Source organism: Actinomadura sp. ATCC 39365, assembly GCF_054392275.1.
Map to the genome: position 1 here is coordinate 9,095,354 of NZ_CP184335.1, position 23,746 is coordinate 9,119,099.

The following is a 23,746-nucleotide window of genomic DNA, read 5'->3' on the forward strand; positions in this document are numbered from 1 at the left end:
GGGCGGCGCGGTGGCCGGGGGCGTGGTGTCAGGCCTGGTCGTGGAGTTCGGTGCGGGCGGTTTCGGCCTGTTCGGCGATGGTGGCCAGGACCGGCGGCGGGACATGCTTCTCGCGGAACGTCTCCACCATCTGGTCCAGAACGACATCGGCCTGTTTGAGGTCGCCGGCGCGGGCGTGCGCGCGGGCCAGGCGGCGCATGGCTTCGTTGAGGGTGATGTTGTCGACCCCGGCGTCGGTACCGGGGTCAAGGGTGGTCTGCACGACCGCGCCGAGTTCTTCGATACTGGTGGCGGTGTCGGCGGGCCGGACGCCGATGCCGTCCTTGCCGAGGGTCAGGAAGTGACGGCCGGCGTTGGTGCCCTTGACCATGTGCGCGTAGACGGCCAGCGGGTGGTCGGGGTGGGCGGTGATGAGCTCATCCAGGGCGGCATTGCCTTCGGCCAGCTGCGGGGCATCAGAGCCGAGCAGGGCCAGCAGGGTGCCCTGCTGGGAGCCCATCAGCAGGTCGCCGGCCTGCCGGTCCTGTTCGTTGTGCGGGGAGCTGATCTGGATGGTGCGCTCTGCTGAGACGACGGTGGAGCCGTCGGGGACCTTGCACAGGGCGCGCAGCCGGTAGGTGCCGGGCGTGGGGAAGGTGAGGCCGTCGGCGCCGTAGCCGATGTAGGCGCTGTCGTAGAGGGCGGGGCTCTGGGCGTCGAGGGTGACGCGGCGGCCGGGGCTGCCACAGTGGCGGGCGATGGGCCGGAAGGGGTGGATGTCTCCGGCCGGGTCGGTGACCAGGATGGTCAGGTTCTCGCCGCGGGGGCTGAGGTTGGGGAAGGCGTCGGCCTGGCCGGTGCTGCCGTCCAGGGACAGCTTGATCTCGGTGACGACGGGCTCGCCGTGGGAGAAGGACTCGCGGCCGTACAGCTCCAGCCGCAGCCCGGACCGGCCGGCCGGGGGCAGGGCGAACTCCTTCAGAGGGAGACGGTAGGCGCCACCGACACCGACCTCCAAGCCCAGACCGCCCATGACGACGTTGCGGTAGAAGCCGTGGCGCAGATGCCGCAGTTCATTGTCGGTGAACTGGTAGGCGAAGGCCGCCCAGAAGGCGTCCTCGCCCTGTTCTCCGTTCGGACCCTGGTACTTATGCTCGTAGTTCATCCACGACAGGTCGCCGTAGCCGCCCCGCGGCCCGAGCGGCTGCGGCGGCTTGGCGATGGTCTTGTCCCAGCTGTGCACCAGGTTGAAGGCGTGGCCGAGCTCATGCACCCAGGTGTGGAGCTCCGTGCGTGTTCCGGCCAGCTGCTGCATGACCATCTCGGTGTGGAACACGGCCATGCCTTGGCGTGGCGATCCTTCGCGGTCGAACATGACGCCCTGGGTGCCGTCGTCGTCGACGTGGCGGGTGGCGATGAAGCTCCACAGCTTCCACTGCTCGGTGTTCTTGTGGCCGCTGAAGTTGTTTTCCATCGCGGCGTGCAGCTCGGCATCGGACCACCTCAGGTCCGCGCCCGCCTCCTGAACGGCGACCTCGTTGACGACGGTGCCGGCCGTGCGCAGTTCGATCCCGGCCTCGGCGAAGGCCGACTGGACGGTGATGATCTTCTTGGCCAGGCCGGCCGGGCGGGGGTGGGTGGTGGTGGCGTACTGGGCGGCCGGTTTGGTGCCGGCCATGGCGTCGACCTCCCAGTCGATGGTGCGCAGGAACCGGGAGACGTACGTGCAGGTGTAGGTGGTGATGGAACTGGTGTCGTCGGCCGTGCTGCGGGTCAGGACGGCGGTGCCACCGGGAGCGAGCTTGTCCACCTGCACCGAGATCTTCGGCATCTGGGTGGGGTGGGCGAAGGTCGCGGTGCCGGAGACGGTGGCGGGCAGCGTGACGGCCTGGCCGCCCTGCAGGACGAAGGAGTTGATGTACGCGCCGTCGGGGACGCTGAACGTGTCACCGGAGATCACCGGTACCGGGCCCGTCAGGTCGATGCGCAGATCGACCCGCTCGTCGTCGGCCGTCCCGTCGAAACGCCCCGCGGCCGGCAGCCGGGGAGTTCGGTAGGGGGCGGGCAGGGCGCCGAGGCCGGGCAGGACCTCCGCCCAGGTGCCCACGGCTACGGGGCCCTTGCCCCAGTCGAGGTCCATCACCTTGTCGCTCTTGATGAACAAGGTCCGATACCCCCCGCCCGGAAAGCACATGACGGCGTGATCGAAGTCGCCGCTCATGTCCTCGGGCAGCTTCTTCCACCCGGCGCCCTCCATGCCCGACAGCGGGCCCTGATAGCCCACGCCCTGGCCCCACATGATGACCGCGCACTGATCGCCCTTGATCAACATGGTGCGGCGTGTGTCGTAGAGGGCGGGTAACTGCACGGCGACGTCGAGGTCGCTGCGGAACGCGGCCGGGATGTGAGCCCCCAGGCCCGGGTAGCCGGTGATCGGCCCCTGGTAGAGGACTTTCTTGTTCCAGTCCTGCTCCAGGCACTGGTCGCCGGCCAGGAAGAGCGTGGAACCCTGGTTCACGCGTATGAGGCCGTCGCTGCAGCTGGCGAACGGCTCGGGCAGAGTGGCGAACGCCCCGTCGAACGCCTGGGCCAGCGGCTTGCGCCACTGCAGAGCCTTCGTGTCGACCAGCGCGGCCTCATCACCGCGCAGGAACCACATATTCCACGGATAGTTCAGCGTCGTCGTGACGACCGCGGAGAATCCTGTGGTCCTACTGCGCAAAAATCCCATCGCACGCCTCCCGGCCAGGCCCTGCGGGCCCACGCCGATGACGCTAAAAGAGCGCATTGATGCCCACAATGATCAAAAAAGGATCACAACCTGTCAGGTTGGACCGAAACAATCGGAGCAGGACTCACCTTTCCATTACGGATCACCTCTTACCCCTCGCCCTCGCCCTGGCGTCCCGTCGCGTCACGATCGGCAGCACCCGCACCCGTTCCTCTGTCTCGGCGCGAAGCCGCAGGTCCATGCCGCCTGGCCGCCAAGGGGGTGGATCATCGGCCCTGTTACCCCGGTCCCATCAGCCTTGAAATAGGACAGCCGTAAACATCGCCCTCTCATGGCCTCATCCGGCCATCATCAGCGCAGCAGTCGCGGCATCCCGCAACTGACTCATTGCTGCGTACTCCGGCCGTACCCGCTGTGCGGCGTAGCGCCAAATCCGGTCCGATCCTCCCCGAAGGCCATCTGGGAAGCCGCAGGTCCAGGTGGAGCGCCCGCAGCGAGGCGAGGACGTACGACCTGGAGGTGCGGCGAGCGACGGTCATACTCGGCGACGAGGACGGGCCGGGGTGGCTCTCGTCTCACCGACATCACGGGAGATCGGGGAGCCGAGCGTGGCTCTCGAATTGGTTGACACGTGGCTCCCAAACTCACCGACGTAGCCACGGCGAACCTTCGCGAAGGCCGCTTCTACCTGTGGCAATTTGAGTCGTGCCTCGCTCGATGAGTCTGGCGACCATGGCGGACCGCGGGTGATCCGGAGACTGCTGTAGGCAGGCGGCGTCGGCGGTTATCGGACAACGCTACTTTCGCTCATCGACGGGGTCAGGCGGCTGGCGAGTACGGCAGGCGGTCATGGCAGTTCGCGGGGCTGTTCTTGAGGCAGGTCGTACTGCTCGTGCATGTGCTGGTCGTACTCGGCGTGCGGGCCAAGCCGCATCTGAGCCCGGCGCTGGTCCAGATGCTCGGGGTCATCAATGGGACGCGGCTGCAGTCGTCCGTCGAGTTCGTGGTACTGCGTGCCGTACAGCTGCGGGCGCCCCTCGGCGACGTAGACCCGGTCGGTCAGATACGCGACATCGGGGAGCGCGGCCTGCCCGGCTGCGGCAGCAACATGCAGCAGCTCCAGGCAACAACGTTGGAAGACGACGTCGTGGTCAGCGTGCTGCGCGAGTAACCATGCAGCCTTGCTGGCGTCATCGCCGACGAGGTCGCGGCCCGGCCAGCCATGTTCAGCGATGACCTCCTGCAGGAAGCGAGTGTTGTCGTGGTCGACCTGCTCCCATTCCCGCCCGGCTTGTTCGGTCATCGGCTGCCCGAGGGGAGTGGCCGTACGGACGGCTTGATCGCGTTCCATGCGCCGCAGCAGCTCGTCGCGGAGCGCAACGTTCATGCGAACCTCCTTCGGGGCAGGGCGGCGTCAGACATCGAGCGCGACCTGATCGACCTCAGCCATGCGGGATGCCTTGCCCTGTAGGGGTACGCCGGCGAGGTAGGTCAGTTCCTCCATCGTGGGGAAAGTCGTGCTGGGCAGGTCCTCGATCAGTGAGAGCAGCAGCAGGGCTGCCCCGACCGCGTCCCAGAGGGCGCGGTGCGGGCGGCTGGCGGGGACGAGCTGGTGGACTTGGGCGTTGAGGGCGTACTTCTCCAGCAGCCGGACCAGATTCCAGCGTCGGCTCGCAGGGTGACCGTGACGGTAGAGCTGGGCGGTATCGATCAAGGCCGAGGGCTGGGCTTCGGGCACGAGACGGCGCAGCAGCCGCCAGTCCACGCCGATGTTGTGCCCGACGATGATCCGCGCATCGAGACGATCAACGATCTCAGCACGGATGTCGTTCAAGGCGGGCGCGGTGAACAGGATGTCGCCAGTGAGTTCCCGGGCGATCCACGGGCGGGGCGCGACCATGCGGCCGGGGTTGACCGTGGTGTCCCAGGCAGCGGTCATGTCCGGGACGCCGCCGTCCAGCGGGACGATCGCGATCTCCAGGATCTGCTCGCGGTCACGATCCTGGCCGCCGGTGCCTTCCAGGTCGAGGGCTACGAGCGGCGCGGTGGTCCAAGGCTGACGCGTCACGTCTCCTCCAAAGATGTCGGGCGAGGGTACACAGTTGTGGCGAGCAGGTTCCGCAGGCGCTGCTCGGCGTGCTCCACCGCCTCGGTCAGGGCTTTGAGATGGACGTCCGGGATGCTCCCGGTACCGAGCGCCGCGGCGGCGATCACGGCGAGGAGGTCCTCGCGCTGCTGGTCTGTCATGCGGGAGCGCATCGCCGGGTGGGCGAGGACATCCCGGGCGGCGTAGGCATCGGTGAAGGCGACATCGATGACGGCGGCGGCCAGCTGGGCGCCGCTCGGCTGGGCTTGGCTGGCGGCCACGTCGAGAGCGGTCAAGGCAAGGCGGGTCCGGAACGCAGCTGTGGTCGGCTCCTGGGCGGCGACCAGACTGTACGTCTGCGCGAGCAGGTGCTCGACCTCGTCCTGCGAGGTGGCTGTGGTGCCGGGGCAGATGGCGATGCGCAGGAGCGACGCCACGACCGTCTCCCATGGCTCGGCTGGCACCGTGGAGTCGATCAGAGCGGTCGCGTCGACCGGGCGTCCCTGCTCCAGCAGCGCCATGATCTTGAGCTGACGACCGTCGAGCAGCCGATCACCGATCCCACGGTGGGATGTCATAGCGTCGGCAGCCTCACTCCAGCGGCCCTGTTGGGCCAGGGCGCGGGCCCCGTCGATGAGCAGCGCGACCCACAGCTCCGTGCACACCGCACCGTGGTCGTCGTGGGTGCGGGTCAGGGGCGACAGGTCGACGTCATGTCCATGGATCACAGTAGCGGCGCGCTGCTGGGCCGCACGGTAGAGCTGATCGAGCAGCTCGTAGGCGCCTTCGCCGTCGCCTTCGCGAATCAGTAGCCGGCCGAGGTTGATCAGCGGCATCAGCGACATGACGGCGATCTCCCGGTCGAGATTCCCAGCCTCGGCGAATACCCGGTGCTGCCTCCAGCACAGATCGGCAGCCATCTCGGGCAGGGCGGCGTCGGAGGCGACGAGCGCGGAGATGTTGAGGACCCCGCAGGCGCGGGCCACCAGGTCATGGCGGCCAGCGCCTGCGGGTTCGATGCTCAGCGAGGTGAGATCGGCGATGCGCTCCGCCAACGGCTTGCCGGGCGGTTTGGTGCGGCAGACCAGCGGGATACGGGCGGCGATCGCCGGGTTCATCACGACGCTGACTCCTCCCTACGGCCAGTCGACTACGAGGCGGCTGGCCGGCTTGTCGATGCTGAAGCGCGGATCGGCGGCCTTGAGCAGGTCACGGTTGTCGCTGGTGGCCATGCGGAAGCCGGGGGCGGGGGCGCGGTTGCCGTAGTCGCGGTCCCATTCCTCGATCGCAGTGGCGACCTGCTCGGCCAGGGCTGTGGCGCGTGGGCCGTGGCCGATGACGCCGATCTGCCAGAAGCGTCCTTCGCCGTCCTCGCCTTCGCGGATGGTCAGGTAGGCCAGGGTGTCTGCGTCGAGCGCGGCCATCGAGCCCCACGCGAAGTGCGGCGTGAATCCCGGTCGGTTGCCGGGCATCCGGGACAGCCCGTTGGGCAGGACGCAGGCCAGCCACAGATACAGCCACTGCCACGGGTCGCCCTGCCGGAACTGCACCCCGGTGTAGGCCGGGTGGGCTGGGGTGTCCAGGATCGTGCGCATCGCCTCGCGGTCGATGAGTTGCTCGCTGAAGGTCTCCAGGTAGACATCGCCTTCGCCCTCGATGGGGACGCGGGTGTAGATGTCATCGCCGATGCCCTTGCGTAGCGGCACGAAGGTCGCCATCTCGCAGGAGGCCGTCTTCCAGGTGTCGCCGTCGCGCTCGAAGGCGAAGGATCGGGAAATGCTTCCACGGATGCGCATCGGGATGACCAGACGACCGTCCGGGCCGAGTTGGTCGAGCACCCGGGTGGGGATGTCGCCGGCGCCCACGGTGAACTGGATGCGGTCGAAGGGGGCGTGCTGCGGCAGCCCGGCCGCGCCGTCGCCGAGCAGAGCTGTCACGTTGCGCACCCCGGCCGCTTGCAGGTGCATCTGGGCCGTGTCGACGAGGTCTTGGTCGACATCGATCGTCCACACGCGTCCAGTGGGGCCGACCAGGTGGCCGAGCAGCGCGGCGTTGTAGCCGGTGGCCGCCCCGGCCTCCATGATCTTGTGCCCGGGGCGAGCGCCGACCTGCTCCAGTTGGGTGGCCACGATGGACGGCGCGGAGATGCACGAGATCATCTCTCCGCCTGGGTCGTGCTTGATCGCCACGGCGTCGTCGACGTAGGCGGCCTCGATGGGAGCGTCGGGGACGAACGTGTGGCGCTCGACCGCACGGAAGGCCTCGATGATCTCTGGCGTGCGCAGGTGGCCGGAGTCGATGTACTTGGCCACCATGGCCTCGCGCAGCTTGGTGGGATCGACGGCGGTAGTGATGGTGGTCTCCATCCTGGTGAAGGTAGGTGTTACTGGCGAGGAGGGGCTGGTGGACACGGCGGCCGGCCCGTCCTCTCCGAAGGCGACCTGCCAGCCGAGCCAGGCCGCCGCGGCTTGCTCGGCCACGGACGTGCCGGCGCGATTGAACGCGAAGATGGCGTGGTGAGCCAGGACGGCGCGCAGCCCTCGCTTCAGGTGCCCGTCCTTCGCGCACCGGGCGAGGCGGCGGCCTGCGTCCTCAAAGGCGGCCACGCGCTCGGCCCACCCCGGTTCAGGTAGAGGCCGCTGGGCGGCATCGGCGTTCATGAGGCGCCGCATCGCGTTGATCGCCGCCGCCCGGCGCGCTTCGGCGGGCGGGTCAATTGCAGGACGCAGCTCGCCGATCTTCGCCCATACGTCGCCGACCTCGAACGGGTCGAGCCCTGCCGCCCGGAACATCGTCGACAGCAGCAGAATGCATCGCTCCCTGCCGTCGGGGCTGCCGGTCTCGGCCAGCGCGGCGGGGCTGTCGGCGCTGAACACCTCGTGGGCGATGGCCATGCCCTGCGGGCCGCCGAACGCCTCGGTTTCGGGTTCGTACATGCCGCTGACCCGCCTGGCCACCACCTGGTCGGCGATGAGCCGGTCGAGCACGACGTCCACAGGCTGATCCGTGCGCAGCCGCAGCCCGCCCTCCTTGCGCAGGAAGTGGAAGCGCCGCCCGACCAGGGCGGCCGACAGCGCGAGCGCCGCCTCGGGGCTCACCCCGATGCGGTCGGGGAAGCTGATCGTGGCCTGCCACCATTCCGGCCCGGCCGGCGGGGCGAGGTTGTCCTCATAGCTGTTCATGGTGTCGAGTCGCTCCTGCTCGCTCCGTGTTCGGGTCGGTGGGACGGTGAGGGTCAGTGAAGGAGTAGGGCGCAGGTCCAGCCGGTGCGGTTGGAGCCCTCCAGCGCCAATTGCGCCCCGGCACGCCCCTCAAGAAACCCGGGTTTGGTCAGGTCGCCGAGTCCGGCGGCCAGGCGTTGGTGCACTCGCCGGATGCTTGTGGTGAACCGAGCCGGGGAGGCACTGTCTGCGGCGATGGCGGTGGCGACCGTCAAGATCCCGGCCCAGCCGTGACACAGCGACGCATCGCTTACCCTGCCGAGCCGATCCGAGTCGAGCAGCGCCGCCATCGCGACATCCTCAGCCTTCTGCCTGCGGGCCGGGTCGCCCAGTGCGAGCGCAGCCAGTTGCAGGGCGCGGGCGATCCCCAGGTCCCCGTAACACCAAGACGGCCGCAGAGGCGGTACCCGCAGCGGCTTGCCGCCGGTGAGCTGGTCAAGAGTGATCCAGTAGGAGTTGCCGAACTCCTCCAACCAGATCGCGAACACGCCGATGGCGTCGCGCTGGCCGTCGACCTGGAAGCTCCGCCGGGCGGCCAGCGACAGCAGTGCCAGCGGCCCGGCGATGCCGTGGGCGATGCCGTTGTTGCCATGACCGCCGGAGACCTGCGCCTCGTATGTGGGGTTGTCCGGCGACCACCACCCCGGCAGCATCCGCCCATCGACCGTGACCGGGCGCGCCAGCGACACCAGATAGGTCAAGACCTCTTCGAGCAGAGGTGCAGCGCCCGGCCGGGCCAACAGCAGCGTCCCCAACCCAGTTAATCCCCTGATCACGTCGAACTCCGCCAGTGACGGCAACAGCCCCTCCTGCTGCCGCTGCCAGGCAGCGGCCAGACGGGCGGCCACGACCCGGTCAACGCCCGCCTGCACATCCCGGTCGACGCACCCGGCGCGGCCGAGGACGAATTCCAGCGCGGGAGCTCCGTGATACAAGCTCGCGTTGGAGCCGATGCTGACGCCGCCGCATACCGCTTCCTGCAACAGGGGACGCGCGGCGGCGAGATCGGCGCGCTCGATGTGCAGCAGTGCCTGGCCGAGCGCGCCCTCGGCCAGGGCCTGCGTCGCGAGGGTGTTCATAGTGTCGACTCCACTGAGACGACGATGCTGTGTGCTCGGCCGCCGAGCCACCCGTCTGCGTCCGGTGGCGGCGCCTCGAAGAGCATCGCGATCGGATTGCCGCTCAGGTGCGCGCGTAGCAGGTCCACGTCCATCTCTCGCGTGAGGTCTAGTGGCAGGTGCTGGTCATCAAGGGCCAGGAGTATCCGGTCGGGCACCCTGGCCCGGACGCGCCACGCGTGCAGGTGCTCGGCCCATTCGTCCAGGTGTGCCGTACGGCCGGGCAGCTTTCGGGCGTGGAGCTGCCATCGGGCGGCGACCAGGATGGTGCGCCGGTAGTGCAGCGCCGGAGTGTATGGCAGCGTCCACGCGGCGCCCCAGTCGAACCACGTCACCTGGGTGGTGGCGGCGCGGCTGATCTCGGCCAGGAATCGGACCAGCGGCGGCGTGTAGTTGTTCCACAGGAAATTGATCGCCGTGGGGGCCAGTAGCTCCAGGCGTTCCCCGGTCGCGGCCACCGCCAGATACAGATGACCGTCGCGGAAGCCGACCGACAGATCGCGTGGGAACAGCACATCCTCGCCGCCCTGGTATTCGCCGACGCTGACCAGCTTCGGTAGAACGCGCGGTGCCCTGGTGAGCAGGTCTGCCTCGGCCCGTGTGGGGTGGAACGACAACTGCGCCGATGTCGCGTCGGGCGCGACGGTGGGCAGGGCAGTGTATCCGGCAGCCAGGCCCGGCAGGAGATGCCAAAAGCGCCCGGACATGGAACCGGCCGCGCGGGAGACGGTGTGGACGCGCAGCCGGAAGTCGCCCGAGTCGAGCGCGGCCACCGTCCGGGCTTGGACCTGTGCGCACACCTCGAAGTGCGGCGCCGGCGCGATGTTGCCGAACGGCTCGGCCGCGGCGGTCTCCAACTCCTCGACAAGCGCCTCGGACAAGATGACCGCGTGCTGGCCCTCGACGGCAGCGGTCCCGGCCAGATCCAGCAGCAGCCGGTCGCGGCGTGACATCGGCCTGGGCGGCTCCGACAGCAGGCCGAACCCGTCCGGCAGGCCCAACCCCCGCTCAGGGTCGGTGAGCTGTTCGACGGGGACTTCGGTCCCCTCACCGAACCGGTCGACGAATCGCTCGGCGTATCGCCGCCAGGCCGGAGTACCAGCGGGATGGGTCGCAAGCCGGGCCAGCACGGTCGCCGCGGTCTCCACCTCAGCCGCGACCGCTTCAGGCAGGCGCACCTCGGCGTCCAACCGCAAGTCCACCGCTGTGCGCTCACAGGCGGCCAGCAGCGCGGGCGACACGACATTGGCCGGGTTGGTGACAGTGGCCGGCGCACGCAACCGGGAACGCAGCAGCCGCGCGCGTAGCAGTTCAGCGACCAGTTCGGCCCGGCGGCAAGGCTCGACCTGCGGGAACTCGGCGGCGAGCTTCCCCAGCAAGGCCTCATGCGGGATCGGGGAGCCCGCCGCTTCCAGCACCAGGTCCACCGCTGCCGTCGAGGCCAGGGAGAATTCGTCCGCGCCCTCGGCCGGAACATGGACGCGGCCGTCGCGCAAGCGGGCGAGGTTGTTCACACACACCTCGACGCCGTCCATCCCCTTCTCGTCTGCCTCCCACGTCGTGATCGCCAAGCCCAGTTCTGTGGGGTCGGGCCGGTCGACGGCCTCGTGCGCATCCCCGACGCGTACGAACGGCGTGTTGCCGAACTCGACCAGGGCAACACCCGCGAACAGGCCGAACGGGGTGGAGCGGTGCGCAAAGCGGATGGCGTATCGGGCGATGGAGAGCGCGGCGCGACGCACCCGGCGGACGTTACTCACCTGCCCATCGAAGATCGCCTGAAGCTGTCGGGCCAAGTCTGGGCTGGCGTTGGTGACCGCCTGCTGGAAGGGCTTATCCGCCCATACCTGGGCCAGCCATGACCGCCATTGCTCGACCGAGGATCCTGGCTTCGGCCAGCCCGGATGGGCCGAAGGGGCGAGATGCACGGTGGCGCGCAGCATCCCGACGCCGGTGCGCCGATACCGTCTGATCCGCGTCCGCGTCATCCTGATCACTCCCTTTCCTTGTCACCATCCGGGCTGGGTTGGGAAGCCCGGGTCCGGTCGAGAGGGACCTGGGCCAGCGGGGTTACGACGTGGTGCAGGCGCTCGGGCAGGAGCTGCCGCACGTGTCGCCGGTGCCGCACCTCAACGAGGTGTTGGCCGCCGGGGTGTTCTCCGTGAGCCTGATGTCGAGGTCGAACGGGTCGAACGGCGCGTGCGTGCCAGCGACTTCGGCCGCTCCTTCGGTGCTCTGTTCGATGGTTGGAGTGCTCATTGGCTTCTGCTCCTGTCCTGTGTTGGTGTTCCTGAGGAAGGGCGGCGGCCGGCTCCAGCGGTAGCCCTGAAAGGGGTCCGGCCGGGGCCTCGCTGCTCCTCCTGATGGTCTGGCGCTACTGTCCGCGCTTTGAGCGGTACCTCTACGGGCCTCCTCACTCGAGCTGGCCTTGTCTGGCCTCGCGAGGCATGAGAGGTCCGGGTTTGGTGGTGAGCTCGTGTCCCTTCGCTCGGCGTTGGCTGGTGAGTTGCTGACTAACCTGACCGAGATCTCAGCGCAGGCCTCGGTCACGAACTCCCTCTGCGCCTGAGGGCCTTGAGGGCGCCTTTGGCCTCGGACTTGTCTGCAACAGCCTCCTCAGAGGCGGCCTCGGTCGTCATCGCTCTCGCGAGTCGAAGCTGAACCCGACGGAGCTCTGGCCGGTCTGCATGGGCATGCGGGACGGCCAGAGCCCCGCCCCAGCCTCTGGAAGAGTCGCTGGGAACCCACTCCGACTCTGGTGCGGACCTGTCGAGTCAAGTCGCACCGATGCCTCAGCTCAGGTTGTCTTCTCGTGAAGCCCCTGGCGGCAGGCCACCGACCTGGAGAGTCGGGGCCTTCTCCGCAGAGGGGCAAGCACGGCCGAAAGACTCGCTGTCTCGAGTAGCCCAAATGCACCTGACGGTTCCCCTGCCATACCTGGCCCGGGGGAGCTCATGCGACGCCGTCCAGAGTCTTGACCACTGCCTCCTCCACGACACCCGCGGCCCAGATCCACGGACCGAACCCCAGGCCGAACGGTGCCGGCTTCAACCCGTCGAACCGGCCATCGACGGCCGCCTTCTGAAACTCGGTGTACGCACGCTTCGTGGTGCACACCAGGTGAGGGCTTTGACCTGCTGCCGGGTCGTGGATCTCGATGAGCAGGTTCTCACCATCCAGCCTGGGGCGGAGCGTGTCGGTCCGGATGTGGTGCAGGAGATCAAGCCAGTACCTGGGACCCATCGTCGCAATGTCCTCAGGGTCGATCAGATCGCACATTTGGACCGTGGTCGACCGGGCTACTCTGCGAACGGCGAGGCGGTTGGGGTTCGAGGCTTCTCTGTCATGCTTTGTCATTGCGGATCTCCGGAGCGGTTGCTTGCCGACGACAATGACGGTAGCCAGCGGTGCGAATCCCTTACACCTCGAAGTAAGTCTGCAATCGCCCTGGTCTCTGGGCGGCCCTCACCTGCCCATTTCCGGTAGCGCAAGCCATTGCCCATGCGGATGGGTAATCTGATGGCGCTTCCGGGAGGAGGGAAGTCAAATGTCGAGACAGGGCCAGGATTCGAGCCCACAGGCACGAGGCCGCAGATTGGCACGAATCGGGAATGAGTTGTGGCTAGAGACGAGATCGGTCAAAAAGGCAGCAACGGAACTAATGCGGCGCTATCCGCTCATTTGCAGCCTTCAGGCACACCGGTATGCCTGCGGTCTTTCCCAGGATCAGGCCGCTGTCCGGTACAACCAGATGACCGGCCACCAGACCAGCCTGGGCGGTACATCCATCAACGCATGGGAAACCTGGGCCCGTGAACGCAACAGGTCCGGATCGGCTCCCAGCTTCACCAGCCTGCTGGTCCTCGCCGCCGCCTACGGAGGCGGCCCCACCGGGGTGGCCGAGGAGGACATCTCTCCCAGCGATCTGGTCGCCGAAGCGTACGAGCGGTTGGCAGTGGAAGACCAACTCGCCCTGAAAAGGTACGCCACCACCCACTCCACTCCCCCACCACCCGCCACAGCGCCGGCAACAGCAGGGACAGGCAACACAACCGCCAGAACGACACCGGCCGAATCCAGCGCCGTAGGCCAAGACTTCATCATCGCGGCCCCTACCGTCGAATTCTGCACTCCCGACAGGCTTGTCTACTCCCTGCCCAACCCTGCCCCCGGCCAGCTCCTCAACCTCACCTGGGCGTCCTTCGGCTACGGCATCGAGCGCCTCATCCACCAGATCAAAAACCTCGGGCGCCGTACCGATGTAGACGCCTGTTTCGGAATCAACGAGGCCGGCCTGGTCATGGCCACCTTCCTCGCCTCCGCCCAATTCGGACGCTGCCCCATCGGCTACCTCAAATGCAACAAGAGCCGCGAATTCATCAGCCTCGACACAGCATCCATCTTCCCGGAGTTGCCAGACGCTCCAGAGATCGTGTTGTGCGACTTTGAGGTGAAGCATGCCGATGTGGTCGGATTCATCTCACGCGAGATCCGTGACCGCTATCCGGGAGCGCAGATCTATTTCGCGGTGTTCGGAGCCATGACCAAGGGGAAGCTCGAAGTCAGCGATTTCGATGATCTGACCGGCGCTGGCATCATGCGAGCGGCAAGCTTCAAGGCGGTGTTCATCGCCGCGACGATGAGCCCACCAGGAATCGAACCGCCGCTGGAGCTGCGCTAACAGTACGGAGGTCCCGTCGTGACAACCTCTCCCGCCCTCCCCGGCCTCGCCCAGAGCCTCGCCGAACTGGTCGCTCAGGTGATCGGGGAAATCCGGCCACGCCTGATCCAGGCCGCGCTCTCGGGTGAACGATCAGAGGCCGCCAACCTGCGCCACTCCGACAACTTCCTGTCCGCACACGATCTGTGGATGCATGAGCGCTACCGAGAGCTCCTGACCCCGATCATCTCCTCATACATCTACGCCTCCGAAGAGGCCGACCCTCAAGTCATCGGAGCCGACCCAGAGCCGGATCTGTGCGTCCTGGTCGATCCGCTCGACACCAGCGAGCTGGCCGTCCGCGCCCTGTACGGCTACACACACGTGATGGTGTACTCCCGCAGCCTTGCCCGGCCCATCGCCGCGGTGGTGGGCGACATCTTCCACCATCTCCAGATGTATCTCGCGGCCCGCGACGAGGACGGCAACGACCAGGCGTTCGTCTACACGCAAGACGGCAAGGCACACCAGCTGAAGGTGCGGCGCTTCGCAGAACTGCGCGAGGCGCTGATCACGAACTACCTGATGAAGCCTGCTGAACGACTCCAGCCGCTCGGACGCCAGACCCGCCTGCTCGACGCGCTCAACCAGCCTTCGGCGGACGGCGCCGTTCGCGGCCGCGTCGGAGTCGACTTCGGGTCCATCAGCCTGTGCCACGTCGCGGCGGGCTTCACCGACGCCACCATTGAGTTCGCCAAAGGTTTCGCCGTCTGGGATTTGGCCCCCGGGCACTACATCCTCGATGCTGCGGGCGGCGTAGTTCTCGACCTCGAAGGCGATCCCAGACCCTTGGACTACCAGTTCGGTAGCATCGCCGATATCAACAAGGCCATGGACACACGACAGAAGTTCGTGGCCGCTTCCAGCCTGGCCCTCGCCCGGGAAATCGTTGCCGCCATCTACGCCACCTAGCCTGGCAAAATGCGCTCCCGCTGGCGCTCGAACGTACCCTTTGCCTGGAGTCGGGTGAGACGGGCCTAACTTCTTTCCGCACCTGCTCGGTGTTCCCGAGGTTAGGTCTCTGACTGGCGGGCCTCCAATAAACCGACCCCAGGAGCCCAGATCCTCGCCATGATGTCACTGTGCCTTGCCTCTTGGCTGCTGTCGGTGGCGAAGGACTGGGAGGCATGGCTTTGTTCTTGTTCAAACTCACCAGCTGAGCCCATCGAGGCCTCGGCGCACGGCCCAGTAAGGATGGACTGCAATGGGATGGGAGTCGCTGCTTCCGGCGGAGTTCCAGCGGCTACGGTCCAGTCCGAACGCGCACCATCGTGGGCAGCAACTGGAAGAACTTCTGGAGCGACTCTTCCAGCAGGCACACTTTCGCGTCCACCGCAACGCTGGCATCGCCCGTCCGCGGCAGACGGACCTGGTAGCCAGCTACGGGGATCGGTGGTACCTGATCGAGGCCAAGTGGGAAAACACCCCTGCCGGCGTGGACGTCTTCGACGCAGTGCGATCTCGGCTGGAGCGTGCAGCCTCGGCCGCCGTCATCGGCGTGATCGTCAGCGTGTCAGGCTTCACCGCCACCGTCCGTGAGCAGGTTACCCAATATCGAGGCAGGGAGCCTGTCCTTCTGCTTGGCGAAGAAGAGCTGATGCAGGTGCTGCAAGCGCCGGAGACGTTGGCCCACCTTCTGTGGACTAAATGGGAGACCCTAGTCACCCACGGTCGCGTCCACCTGCCTGTGGGAAACCGGGGTCGTCGTCGGCGCCGGCCGTCCACTGACTTGTCAGCTTCCGACCTCACGCTACTCAGCACGGACCTGAACCCGCTGCCATACGTCACGTCGGGAGGCGGCTACGCCGAACTCGTTTTCGTTCAAGACCTACCCGACGTGGACTGGGTGCCTGCGGACGGCAGCGGCGTCAGTTTAGACCTGCCGATCAGGGCCCTCGACGAGAACGGCCTCGCCGACCTTCTGCACGCGTTCAACTCCTTGGGCTGGATGACCTCCCGACCGAGTTGGAGTATCCAGCAGGCCACCTTGAACTGGCACGGCGTAGGCGCCCGCGAATTCCTTAACGCACTCCGCGCGTGGAGAGAGCGCTGCGAAGGCCTACAACACGCCCACCATACAGAACAGGTGACGTACTTCGATGTCTGCCAAGGCGGAGGCTTCTACACCTTGGCCGCTGATATCGCCAATCATGCTTCCCGCATGGTTAGCCACTGCAACGTGTCCTTCCAACTCCCGGGAATACCTGTAGACAATCAGCCGCTCCGGCACTTGTTCGAGCAGTTCGATGCCATCGCCACCGGTACTACGGGACTGTACGGTCACTGGCTCTGACCCGTAGTCGGTGGTGGCGCTGGGTGATCCCTGCCAGGCTGTGCCGTGCTGAAGATCGACGATCTTACGGGTGTCGTGTTCGCGGGGCTGTCTGCCCTGGTCATCGAGGGCGTAGAGGACGAGGGCAACCACATCCAGGTGATGGCCCGTACGCGCGACGAACCGATGCCGTGCCCGGCGTGCGGGGTGCCGACCGGTCGAGTGCACAGCTACGCCGGTCGGACGGTCAGGGATGTGCCGGTCGACGGGCGGCCGGTGATGGTGTCGCTACAGGTTCGGCGTCTGGTCTGCCCAGCGCGGGGATGCCCTCGGCAGACATTCCGTGAGCAGGTTCCTGGGCTGCTTGAGCGCTACCAGCGTCGGACGAACAGGCTCACCGGCCAGTTGGGTGCGGTAGTCCAGGAACTGGCCGGCCGGGCCAGTGCTCGGCTGTCGGAGGTCCTGGCGGTCACGATCTCCAGGTCCACCGGGCTGCGCCTGCTGATGCGACTGTCGCTGCCACCGCTGCGGGTCCCGCGCGTGCTGGGTGTCGATGACTTCGCTCTCAAGCGACGGCATCGGTATGCCACCGTCCTCACTAACGCCGAGACCGGCGAGCGGATCGATGTCCTGCCCGGCCGCGGTGCCGATCCGCTGGAGGCATGGCTGCGATCGCACCCTGGCGTCGAGATCGTCTGCCGGGACGGGTCAGGTGCCTACGGGGAGGCGATTCGACGTGGCTCTGCCGGATGCGGTGCAGGTCGGCGACCGGTGGCATCTGTGGGCGAATTTCTGCGACAAGACCCTCGCCGAGGTTCGCTCCCACAGCGCCTGCTGGGCCACGGTCAACCCGCCCCGCCCCGCTGGCGTCCACGAACGGACTACCCGCGAGCGCTGGGAGCAGATTCACCAGCTGCTGGGCAAGGGTGTCGGCCTGCTGGAATGCGCCCGCCGCCTGAACCTGTCGCTCAACACCGTCAAGCGCTACGCCCGCACCCACAAGCCCGAGGCTTTACGTCGCGCACCGCGCTACCGTCCCACGCTCGTCGACCCCTACCGCGATCACCTGCGCGACCGACGCGCCACCGACCCAGCCGTGCCCGTGCAGCAGTTGTTCCGGGAGATCAAGGAACTCGGCTACACCGGCAGCCTCAACCTGCTCTACCGCTACATCACCCAAAGCCGAGCCGAAGGGGAACGGCCCGTCACCACCCCGCGCCGCCTGGCACGTCTGCTGCTCACTCACCCCGACCGACTCCGTGATAGCGACACCCGGCTGGTGCAAGAGCTCACCGCTGCCTGTCCCGAGCTGACCGAACTCGCCTACCATGTCCGCGACTTCGCCGCGCTCCTCACCCCGGCTGAAGGCAACGACGACAAGCTCACCACCTGGATCACCACCATCCGCGCCACCGACCTGCCTCACCTGCACGGCTTCGCCAACGGCATCGAGCTTGACCGCGCCTCCGTGAACGCCGCCCTCACCCTCCCGCATCACAACGGCCGCACCGAGGGCGTCAACACCCGCACGAAGAGGATCATGCGCCAGATGCACGGCCGCGCCGGGTTCGATCTGTTGCGCCACCGCATCCTGCTGCCATGACGGGCACTTACCGCCACCACCGATTACGGGCCAGAGCCCGGTCACTGGTGTAACTCCTGATCAAGGAGAACGCACCTGATGAGTACTGTGATCCAGGCATCGACGGAGATCGAGCTGGAGGACACCGACGTGGCGCGCAAGCAAGGGCAGCAACGCCAAGGATTCGGATCGGGAGCTGGTGGCCCGGCTGGTCGACCAGGCCCGGGCCGAGGGCGTGGAACTGGTCGGCGAGAACGGGCTGCTGGGCCGGCTGACCAAGCTGGTGCTGGAATCCGCGCTGGAAGGCGAGATCACCGACCATCTCGGTTACGACAAGCACCAGCGCTCCGGCGGCGAGACGACCAACAGCCGCAACGGCGCCCGCTCCAAGACGGTCATCACCGACGTCGGGCCGGTCGAGATCACCGTGCCGCGCGATCGGGACGGCAGCTTCGAGCCGAAGATCGTGCGCAAGCGGCAGCGGCGCCTGTCCGGCGTCGATGAGATGGTCATCTCGCTGGCCGCCAAGGGCCTGACGACCGGTGAGATCTCCGCGCACCTGGCCGAGGTGTACGGCGCCGAGGTGTCCAAGCAGACCATCTCGACCATCACTGACAAGGTGCTGGAGGGGATGGCCGAGTGGCAGAACCGGCCGCTCGACCCCGTCTACCCGGTGATCTTCGTCGATGCGATCCATGTGAAGCTGCGTGAGGGGCAGGTCGCCAACCGGCCGATCTACGTGGCGATGGCGGTCACCGTCGATGGCGAGCGCGACATCCTCGGCTTGTGGGCTGGCGACGGCGGTGAGGGCGCCAAGTTCTGGCTGCACGTGCTGACCGAGATCAAGAACCGCGGCGTGGGTGATGCGCTGATGGTGGTCTGCGACGGTCTGAAGGGGCTGCCCCAGGCCATCGAGAGCGTCTGGCCGCAAGCTGTCGTCCAGACATGTGTGGTGCATCTGCTGCGTGCCTCGTTCCGGTACGCGGCCCGTCAGCACTGGGATGCCATCGCCAAGGCGCTCAAGCCGGTCTACACCGCCCCGACCGAGGCCGCCGCGCTGGAGCGGTTCTGCGAGTTCGCCGAGGTCTGGGGCGGCAGGTACCCGGCGATCGTGAAGTTGTGGGAGGACGCCTGGGCCGAGTTCGTGCCCTTCCTCAACTTCGACACCGAGATTCGCCGGGTGATCTGCTCGACCAACGCCATCGAGTCGGTCAACGCCCGGATCCGGCGGGCGGTCAAGGCCCGCGGCCACTTCCCGAACGAGCAGGCCGCGCTCAAGTGCGTCTACATGGCGATCATGAGTCTGGACCCGACCGGCAAGGGCCGCAAACGCTGGATCACCCGCTGGAAGGCCGCCCTGAACGCCTTCGCCATCACCTTCGAAGGCCGTCTCACCCCGACCACCCGTTAATCACGCAAGATCGAGATACACCACTGACTGGACACACCCCGGGTGCGGAGTACGGCAGAAACACACCGCGGGCTGGCAACTGATCGCTAGGGTGGCGCGGTCTTCGGAGCGAGATGGGGGCCCTGCGGCCCACCCGGTTACGCGAGCTGGGGCTGACGCCCTGAGCGGCTGCGCCGTGCTCCGTTGAAAGAAGAAGGGAAGCGGCACAGTAGGCCGGTGGAATTCCGAAGACCGGAGGCGGTCGATTGTCCGGGTACGCGACAATACGGCCTGTGATTGTGGACCAGGCGATCTACTGCAACGGTGTACGTGAGACGATCACCGGCGACATCAGCGACGCGTTCGGTGCCGCGCGGGCCCGGGGCGGCTGCTTCTTGTGGATCGGGTTGCACGAGCCGACGCAGGAGGAGTTCGACCTGATCACCAGCGAGGTGCAGCTGCATCCGCTGGCGGTCGAGGACGCCATCCACGCTCATCAGCGGGCCAAGCTGGAACGCTACGACGACACGCTGTTCGTGGTGCTCAAGCCGCTGCTGTACGACAAGGACCGCTCCGATGTCGAGGTCGGCGAGATCAATCTGTTCCTGGGCACGGATTTCGTGATCAGTGTCCGGCACGGGCAGGCGGCCCCGCTGGCCTCGGTGCGCCGCCGGCTGGAAGCCGATCCCGAGCTGCTGGCCTCCGGGCCCGCCGGCGTGCTGTACGCGATCTGCGATGAGGTCGTCGACGACTACGGCCGCATCAGCCACGAGATCGAGAGCGACCTGATCGCACTGGAGCACCAGGTGTTCAGCGGTGGGCGCACCGGCGTCGCCGCAGATGTCACTGCCGACGTCACCGCCGACGTCACTGAGGACATCTACCGGCTCAAGCGGGAGGTGCTGGAGTTCCGCACCGCCCAGGATCCGCTGGTGCCGGTGCTGGAGGAGATCGTCAAGGGCCGGGTGGAGCTGTGCTCGGCCAACCGGGAGCGCTTCCGCGACGTGCTGGATCATCTGCTGCGGGTAGACGCTCAGGTGGATGAGCGTAACGAGCTGCTGACCAGCGTGCTGAGCGCGCACCTCGCCTTGGTGGGGCGGGAGCAGAGCCAGGCGGCGATGCAGCAGAACGCCGACATGCGCAAGATCTCCTCGTGGGCGGCCCTCATCGCGGTGCCCACGATGATCGCCGGGATCTACGGCATGAACTTCGACTACATGCCCGAGCTGCACTGGCTGCTGGGCTACCCGTTAAGCCTGACCGTCATGGTCATCGCGGTGATCATCGTGCACCGGCTGCTACGCAGGAGCGGCTGGCTGTGAACCCCTTCGACAAACCGCGCCGCCGCTACTCCACGCCCAGGCTCCTGGTGGCCGCCGTCATCGCCTGGATCGTTCTGCTGACCGTGCTCATCCTGCACGACCCGGCCGGTGCCGGCCCCTTGCCATGAGATCGCATGCCATGAGATCGCGGTTGCGCGCCCCCGCCGTCGATCGTTGAGGTGACCTCTATCGTGGCGATCAGGCTCGCCCGATTCCTTCGGATCGGCCCCGGGTAGGAGGTTGACCTGGGGAGATGCTCTAAGGGGGTGGAGGAGTGCGCCGATTTCCGAGCAGGGATCTCATCGCGTCGGTGGCCGCGCTAGTGGCGCCGCTGATCGTCGCGGTGGTACTGCTGCCGTGGCGTGAAAGCCTGCCGAACACGAGTGTGGCCCTTGTCCTGGTCGTGGTCGTGGTCGGCGTGGCAGCGGTCGGCAATCGTCTGGCGGGGGCGGTGGCGGCATTGTCGGCGGCGGTGTGGTTCGACTTCTTCTTCACCCGGCCCTACCAGGAGTTCGCCATCGCCAAGGCGGCGGACGTCCAGACCGCGATTCTGCTGCTCATCGTGGGCGTGGCGGTCTCCCAGCTGGCCGCCTACGCCCGCCGCATGCGGGTGGTCACATCACCAGCGCCGACTACCTCAAGCACATCTACGAGACCGCCGAACTCGCCCAGACCTCCGCGGGAGCTCACGCGGTGGTCGAGCACGTCCGCGACCAGCTCGTCGAGATCCTCGGCCTGCGGAGCTGCCGCTTCAAGTACGGCAGCCTGATCGGCCACCCGCCACAACTCCGCCAGGACGGCACGGTGGTGTCCGGCCGCAGACGCTGGGACGTCGAGCGGCTCGGACTGCCGACCCCGGAGGTCGAACTGCGCGTCATCGGCAACGGCCGCTACTACGGGCGGTACATGCTCAGCCCCACCCCGGGAACATCCCGCCGCTACAGGCTCGCCTCGTCGCTGTCACCTTGGCCGATCAAGCCGGTTCAGCGCTGGACGCCGCCGCCAGCACTCTGGGTGATTGATCCGGGATCGACAACCTCGGATGCCCGCCGATCCTCAACACGCGCTGCCCGAATCATCGTTCTCCAGCGCCCCGTACAGCGTCGAGCGGCCAACGCCGAGCTCGCGGGCGATCTGGGTGACCGACTGGCCACGTCCGCGTCGGGCCCGCGTGGCGGCCAGTCGGTCACCGTGGCCGGGCGGCCGCCGACCCGGCCACCCGACCCGGCCGGCGGCGCGAGCGGCGTCCAGGCCATCCATGGTGCGCTCGGAGATCTGGTCGCGTTCCATCTAGGCGGCCATTGACGCGACCAGGAACAGCATCTTGTCGGCCCTGGACTGCCTGGCCAGGCGGTGGATGCGCGGCCCCTTCCAGGGCCGGAGAAATGAAGACCTGGGCGAGGAAACCTCGGCCCGCATCAGCGCCGAGCACGACCCCGTCGCCCGCCGGCACAAGGGCTGACGCCAGGCGTCTACGCCATGCGGTGCGTGGCGAAAAGCTCCGCCTCCGCCTCCACGAGGCACTTGATGCCTCCTTCACGGCCAGCGTCCACTACACCCTCTGGGCGCGGTGGCTCATCCATGCCGGCTGCCAGGAGACCAACGACTCCGAACCGTCCTACAGGTCGGCCCTGGCCCACTCCGACGAGGCGACGCGCCACAAGAAGGCCTTCGTCAAGATGTGGAACCCCATCGCTCGCGAATACGGCCTGAAGGCCCGCACAGCGAACAAAACTTAGAGCACGCGTTCGGATACGTCTGCATGGCAAGCATTAAACCGGACTAATAGGAACGTAACTCCAGATGCTATGCCATGTAACGCTGAGCAACGAGATGTGCGATGTGAATGATGTCGCACCACTCAACGTAAGCGGCATGTTCATGGCCGATGGCTCCCAGCTGAGAAAAGGCGCTGAAGTCTATGAACTACTTATCAAAGCCATTAAGCTTGCCGGGTTGCCCGCACCATGATCACGCAGGCATAGGAGGAGCGCGGAGTCGCGAATGACGGGGATACCTGAGCGGATCGGTCGATACACCGTCGCCAAGGAACTGGGCTCGGGCGGCATGGGAGAGGTCTACCTCGCATACACCCCCGGCGGCGATCCGGTGGCAGTGAAACTCATCCGGAGCGACAAGCTCGATCCCCACACGAGGGCTCGCTTCGAGAAGGAAGCCTTGATCGCACGTACCGTGATCGGCACGAACAGAGTGGCGCGCTTCCTGGACGCCGAACCGTTCGCCGAAAGGCCGTGGCTGGCCATGGAGTATGTAGCCGGTCGCACGCTCCTGGCGTGCGTGAACCAGGACGGTGTGCTCCCCTCTCCGCTCGTGGCCAGCCTTGGCGTGCTGCTCACGGAAGGACTGGACGCAGTGCATGCCGCCGGGCTGCTGCATCGGGATCTCAAACCCCAGAACATCATCATGGGCAAAGAAGGCCCCATGATCATCGACTTCGGCCTCAGTGCCTTCATGGACGCCGCACACGAGTCCCTGTCGCACAGCGGCATGATCATCGGAACCGTGCGCTGCATGCCGCCGGAGCAGGCGGGCGGCAACCCGAAGGTAACGGCCGCAGCGGATGTGTACGCGCTCGGCACTGTCCTGCTGTACGCGGCAACCTGCCACTATCCGTATGACGGCACGGCTTGGGAAGCGATCGCCATGCAGGTGACGAATCCCGACATCCGGCCCAACCTGAACGATGTGCCAGAGGATCTCAAACCGTTGATTTCCTCCATGCTGGCCCATGCCCCGGAGCATCGACCTCCGCTTGCCACCGTGGCCACCGAATGCCAGGCGTTGCTGCAGTCAGCCGGATTGAGACCAGCCGATGCACGGCTCGCCCTCATCGCGCGTACGACAGCCGGCGAAGTGCCCGACGCGGCGCGAGAGCCGTTGTCATCATCTTTCGAGAAACTCCTCGTAAACCAGGGCAAGACCTTAGGATCCGGTCCCGACTCGCCCCTCGATGGCCTTCGCCTAGCCACTGAGGCTGATGAGCCGGAAGCGGTGAACGTGGCGCAAAGCGAACAGACGCCCATGACCACGGAGCCGTCTGTCTCCACGAAAGCGAACGCGAAACCCGGCTCAACAAATAAGCGTCTACCAGCATCAAAGCGGGTGGCGAGCGAATTGCGGGCGGAGTACGCGGTGGATGCCGAACTATGACGGCCGTCGGCAGTTCCAAATAGGGCATTTAACAGACAAAGTGCATCAAACGGGCTTGGAGCGGTCCGTGTGCCAGGTGACATCGGACGGCGTGTCGTAACCCTGTGGGTAAGGATTCGGAGCAGGCGTTGAGCATTGAGGCGGGAACCGTAGA

19 protein-coding genes and 1 pseudogene are annotated in these 23,746 nt (G+C 66.9%); 11 read left to right on the forward strand and 9 right to left on the reverse strand.

Features of this window, described 5'->3' with window-relative positions; genetic code table 11:
- Positions 1-28: 28 nt before the first annotated feature.
- The 9 genes from ACNF49_RS43950 to ACNF49_RS43990 all read right to left on the reverse strand — a co-directional run bounded on the left by ACNF49_RS43950 (position 29) and on the right by ACNF49_RS43990 (position 12,492).
- Complete coding sequence (locus ACNF49_RS43950; protein ID WP_482941417.1) at positions 29-2,638, reverse strand: hypothetical protein; 2,610 nt, start codon at positions 2,636-2,638, stop codon at positions 29-31.
- Positions 2,639-3,557: 919 nt separating this feature from the next.
- Positions 3,558-4,097, reverse strand: a complete 540-nt coding sequence (locus tag ACNF49_RS43955; RefSeq protein WP_482941418.1) for a DUF6624 domain-containing protein — start codon at positions 4,095-4,097, stop codon at positions 3,558-3,560.
- A 27-nt stretch (positions 4,098-4,124) separates the two neighbouring features.
- The gene (locus ACNF49_RS43960; RefSeq protein WP_482941419.1) at positions 4,125-4,778 is read right to left on the reverse strand and encodes a 3'-5' exonuclease; all 654 of its coding nucleotides are present in this window, start codon (positions 4,776-4,778) and stop codon (positions 4,125-4,127) included.
- On the reverse strand, positions 4,775-5,914 hold the full coding sequence (locus tag ACNF49_RS43965; RefSeq protein WP_482941420.1) for a hypothetical protein: 1,140 nt from the start codon (positions 5,912-5,914) through the stop codon (positions 4,775-4,777). Before ACNF49_RS43965 ends, ACNF49_RS43960 begins: the two co-directional genes overlap by 4 nt.
- Before the next feature lie 18 nt (positions 5,915-5,932).
- Complete coding sequence (gene fxlM / locus ACNF49_RS43970) at positions 5,933-7,978, reverse strand: methyltransferase, FxLD system (RefSeq protein ID WP_482941421.1); 2,046 nt, start codon at positions 7,976-7,978, stop codon at positions 5,933-5,935.
- A gap of 53 nt (positions 7,979-8,031) precedes the next feature.
- Complete coding sequence (locus tag ACNF49_RS43975; RefSeq protein ID WP_482941422.1) at positions 8,032-9,096, reverse strand: lanthionine synthetase C family protein; 1,065 nt, start codon at positions 9,094-9,096, stop codon at positions 8,032-8,034.
- Positions 9,093-11,123 (reverse strand): lantibiotic dehydratase family protein, encoded by a 2,031-nt coding sequence (locus ACNF49_RS43980; protein ID WP_482945666.1) that lies wholly within the window; start codon positions 11,121-11,123, stop codon positions 9,093-9,095. The genes ACNF49_RS43975 and ACNF49_RS43980 overlap by 4 nt, the downstream gene beginning before the upstream one ends.
- A gap of 82 nt (positions 11,124-11,205) precedes the next feature.
- Positions 11,206-11,394: an FxLD family lanthipeptide gene (locus ACNF49_RS43985; RefSeq protein ID WP_482941423.1), complete on the reverse strand. Its 189-nt coding sequence runs from the start codon at positions 11,392-11,394 to the stop codon at positions 11,206-11,208.
- 693 nt (positions 11,395-12,087) lie between these two features.
- Positions 12,088-12,492 carry a hypothetical protein gene (locus ACNF49_RS43990; RefSeq protein ID WP_482941424.1) on the reverse strand — a complete coding sequence of 135 codons (405 nt, stop codon included), beginning with the start codon at positions 12,490-12,492 and terminating at the stop codon, positions 12,088-12,090.
- 394 nt (positions 12,493-12,886) lie between these two features.
- Between ACNF49_RS43990 and ACNF49_RS43995 the strand changes: the two genes are divergently transcribed.
- The 11 genes and pseudogenes from ACNF49_RS43995 to ACNF49_RS44045 all read left to right on the forward strand — a co-directional run bounded on the left by ACNF49_RS43995 (position 12,887) and on the right by ACNF49_RS44045 (position 23,592).
- Positions 12,887-13,816 carry a hypothetical protein gene (locus tag ACNF49_RS43995; RefSeq protein ID WP_482941425.1) on the forward strand — a complete coding sequence of 310 codons (930 nt, stop codon included), beginning with the start codon at positions 12,887-12,889 and terminating at the stop codon, positions 13,814-13,816.
- Between the two features lie 18 nt (positions 13,817-13,834).
- On the forward strand, positions 13,835-14,767 hold the full coding sequence (locus tag ACNF49_RS44000) for an inositol monophosphatase family protein (protein ID WP_482941426.1): 933 nt from the start codon (positions 13,835-13,837) through the stop codon (positions 14,765-14,767).
- 292 nt (positions 14,768-15,059) lie between these two features.
- On the forward strand, positions 15,060-16,148 hold the full coding sequence (locus tag ACNF49_RS44005; protein WP_482941427.1) for a restriction endonuclease: 1,089 nt from the start codon (positions 15,060-15,062) through the stop codon (positions 16,146-16,148).
- A gap of 30 nt (positions 16,149-16,178) precedes the next feature.
- Positions 16,179-17,730: pseudogene (locus ACNF49_RS44010) on the forward strand (ISL3 family transposase).
- 175 nt (positions 17,731-17,905) lie between these two features.
- A complete protein-coding gene (locus ACNF49_RS44015; protein WP_482945667.1) occupies positions 17,906-19,120 on the forward strand; it encodes an IS256 family transposase in 1,215 nt (404 codons plus the stop codon).
- A gap of 272 nt (positions 19,121-19,392) precedes the next feature.
- Positions 19,393-20,421 (forward strand): magnesium and cobalt transport protein CorA, encoded by a 1,029-nt coding sequence (locus tag ACNF49_RS44020; protein WP_482941428.1) that lies wholly within the window; start codon positions 19,393-19,395, stop codon positions 20,419-20,421.
- On the forward strand, positions 20,418-20,549 hold the full coding sequence (locus tag ACNF49_RS44025) for a hypothetical protein (protein WP_482941429.1): 132 nt from the start codon (positions 20,418-20,420) through the stop codon (positions 20,547-20,549). The genes ACNF49_RS44020 and ACNF49_RS44025 overlap by 4 nt, the downstream gene beginning before the upstream one ends.
- Positions 20,550-20,731: 182 nt before the next feature.
- The gene (locus ACNF49_RS44030; RefSeq protein WP_482941430.1) at positions 20,732-21,190 is read left to right on the forward strand and encodes a DUF4118 domain-containing protein; all 459 of its coding nucleotides are present in this window, start codon (positions 20,732-20,734) and stop codon (positions 21,188-21,190) included.
- Entirely contained in the window at positions 21,115-21,726 is a 612-nt protein-coding gene (locus ACNF49_RS44035; protein ID WP_482941431.1) for a hypothetical protein, read from the forward strand. Before ACNF49_RS44030 ends, ACNF49_RS44035 begins: the two co-directional genes overlap by 76 nt.
- Positions 21,727-21,745: 19 nt before the next feature.
- The gene (locus ACNF49_RS44040; protein WP_482941432.1) at positions 21,746-21,883 is read left to right on the forward strand and encodes a hypothetical protein; all 138 of its coding nucleotides are present in this window, start codon (positions 21,746-21,748) and stop codon (positions 21,881-21,883) included.
- Between the two features lie 542 nt (positions 21,884-22,425).
- Positions 22,426-23,592, forward strand: coding sequence for a serine/threonine-protein kinase (locus tag ACNF49_RS44045; RefSeq protein WP_482941433.1), 1,167 nt, complete (start codon positions 22,426-22,428; stop codon positions 23,590-23,592).
- Positions 23,593-23,746: the final 154 nt, after the last annotated feature.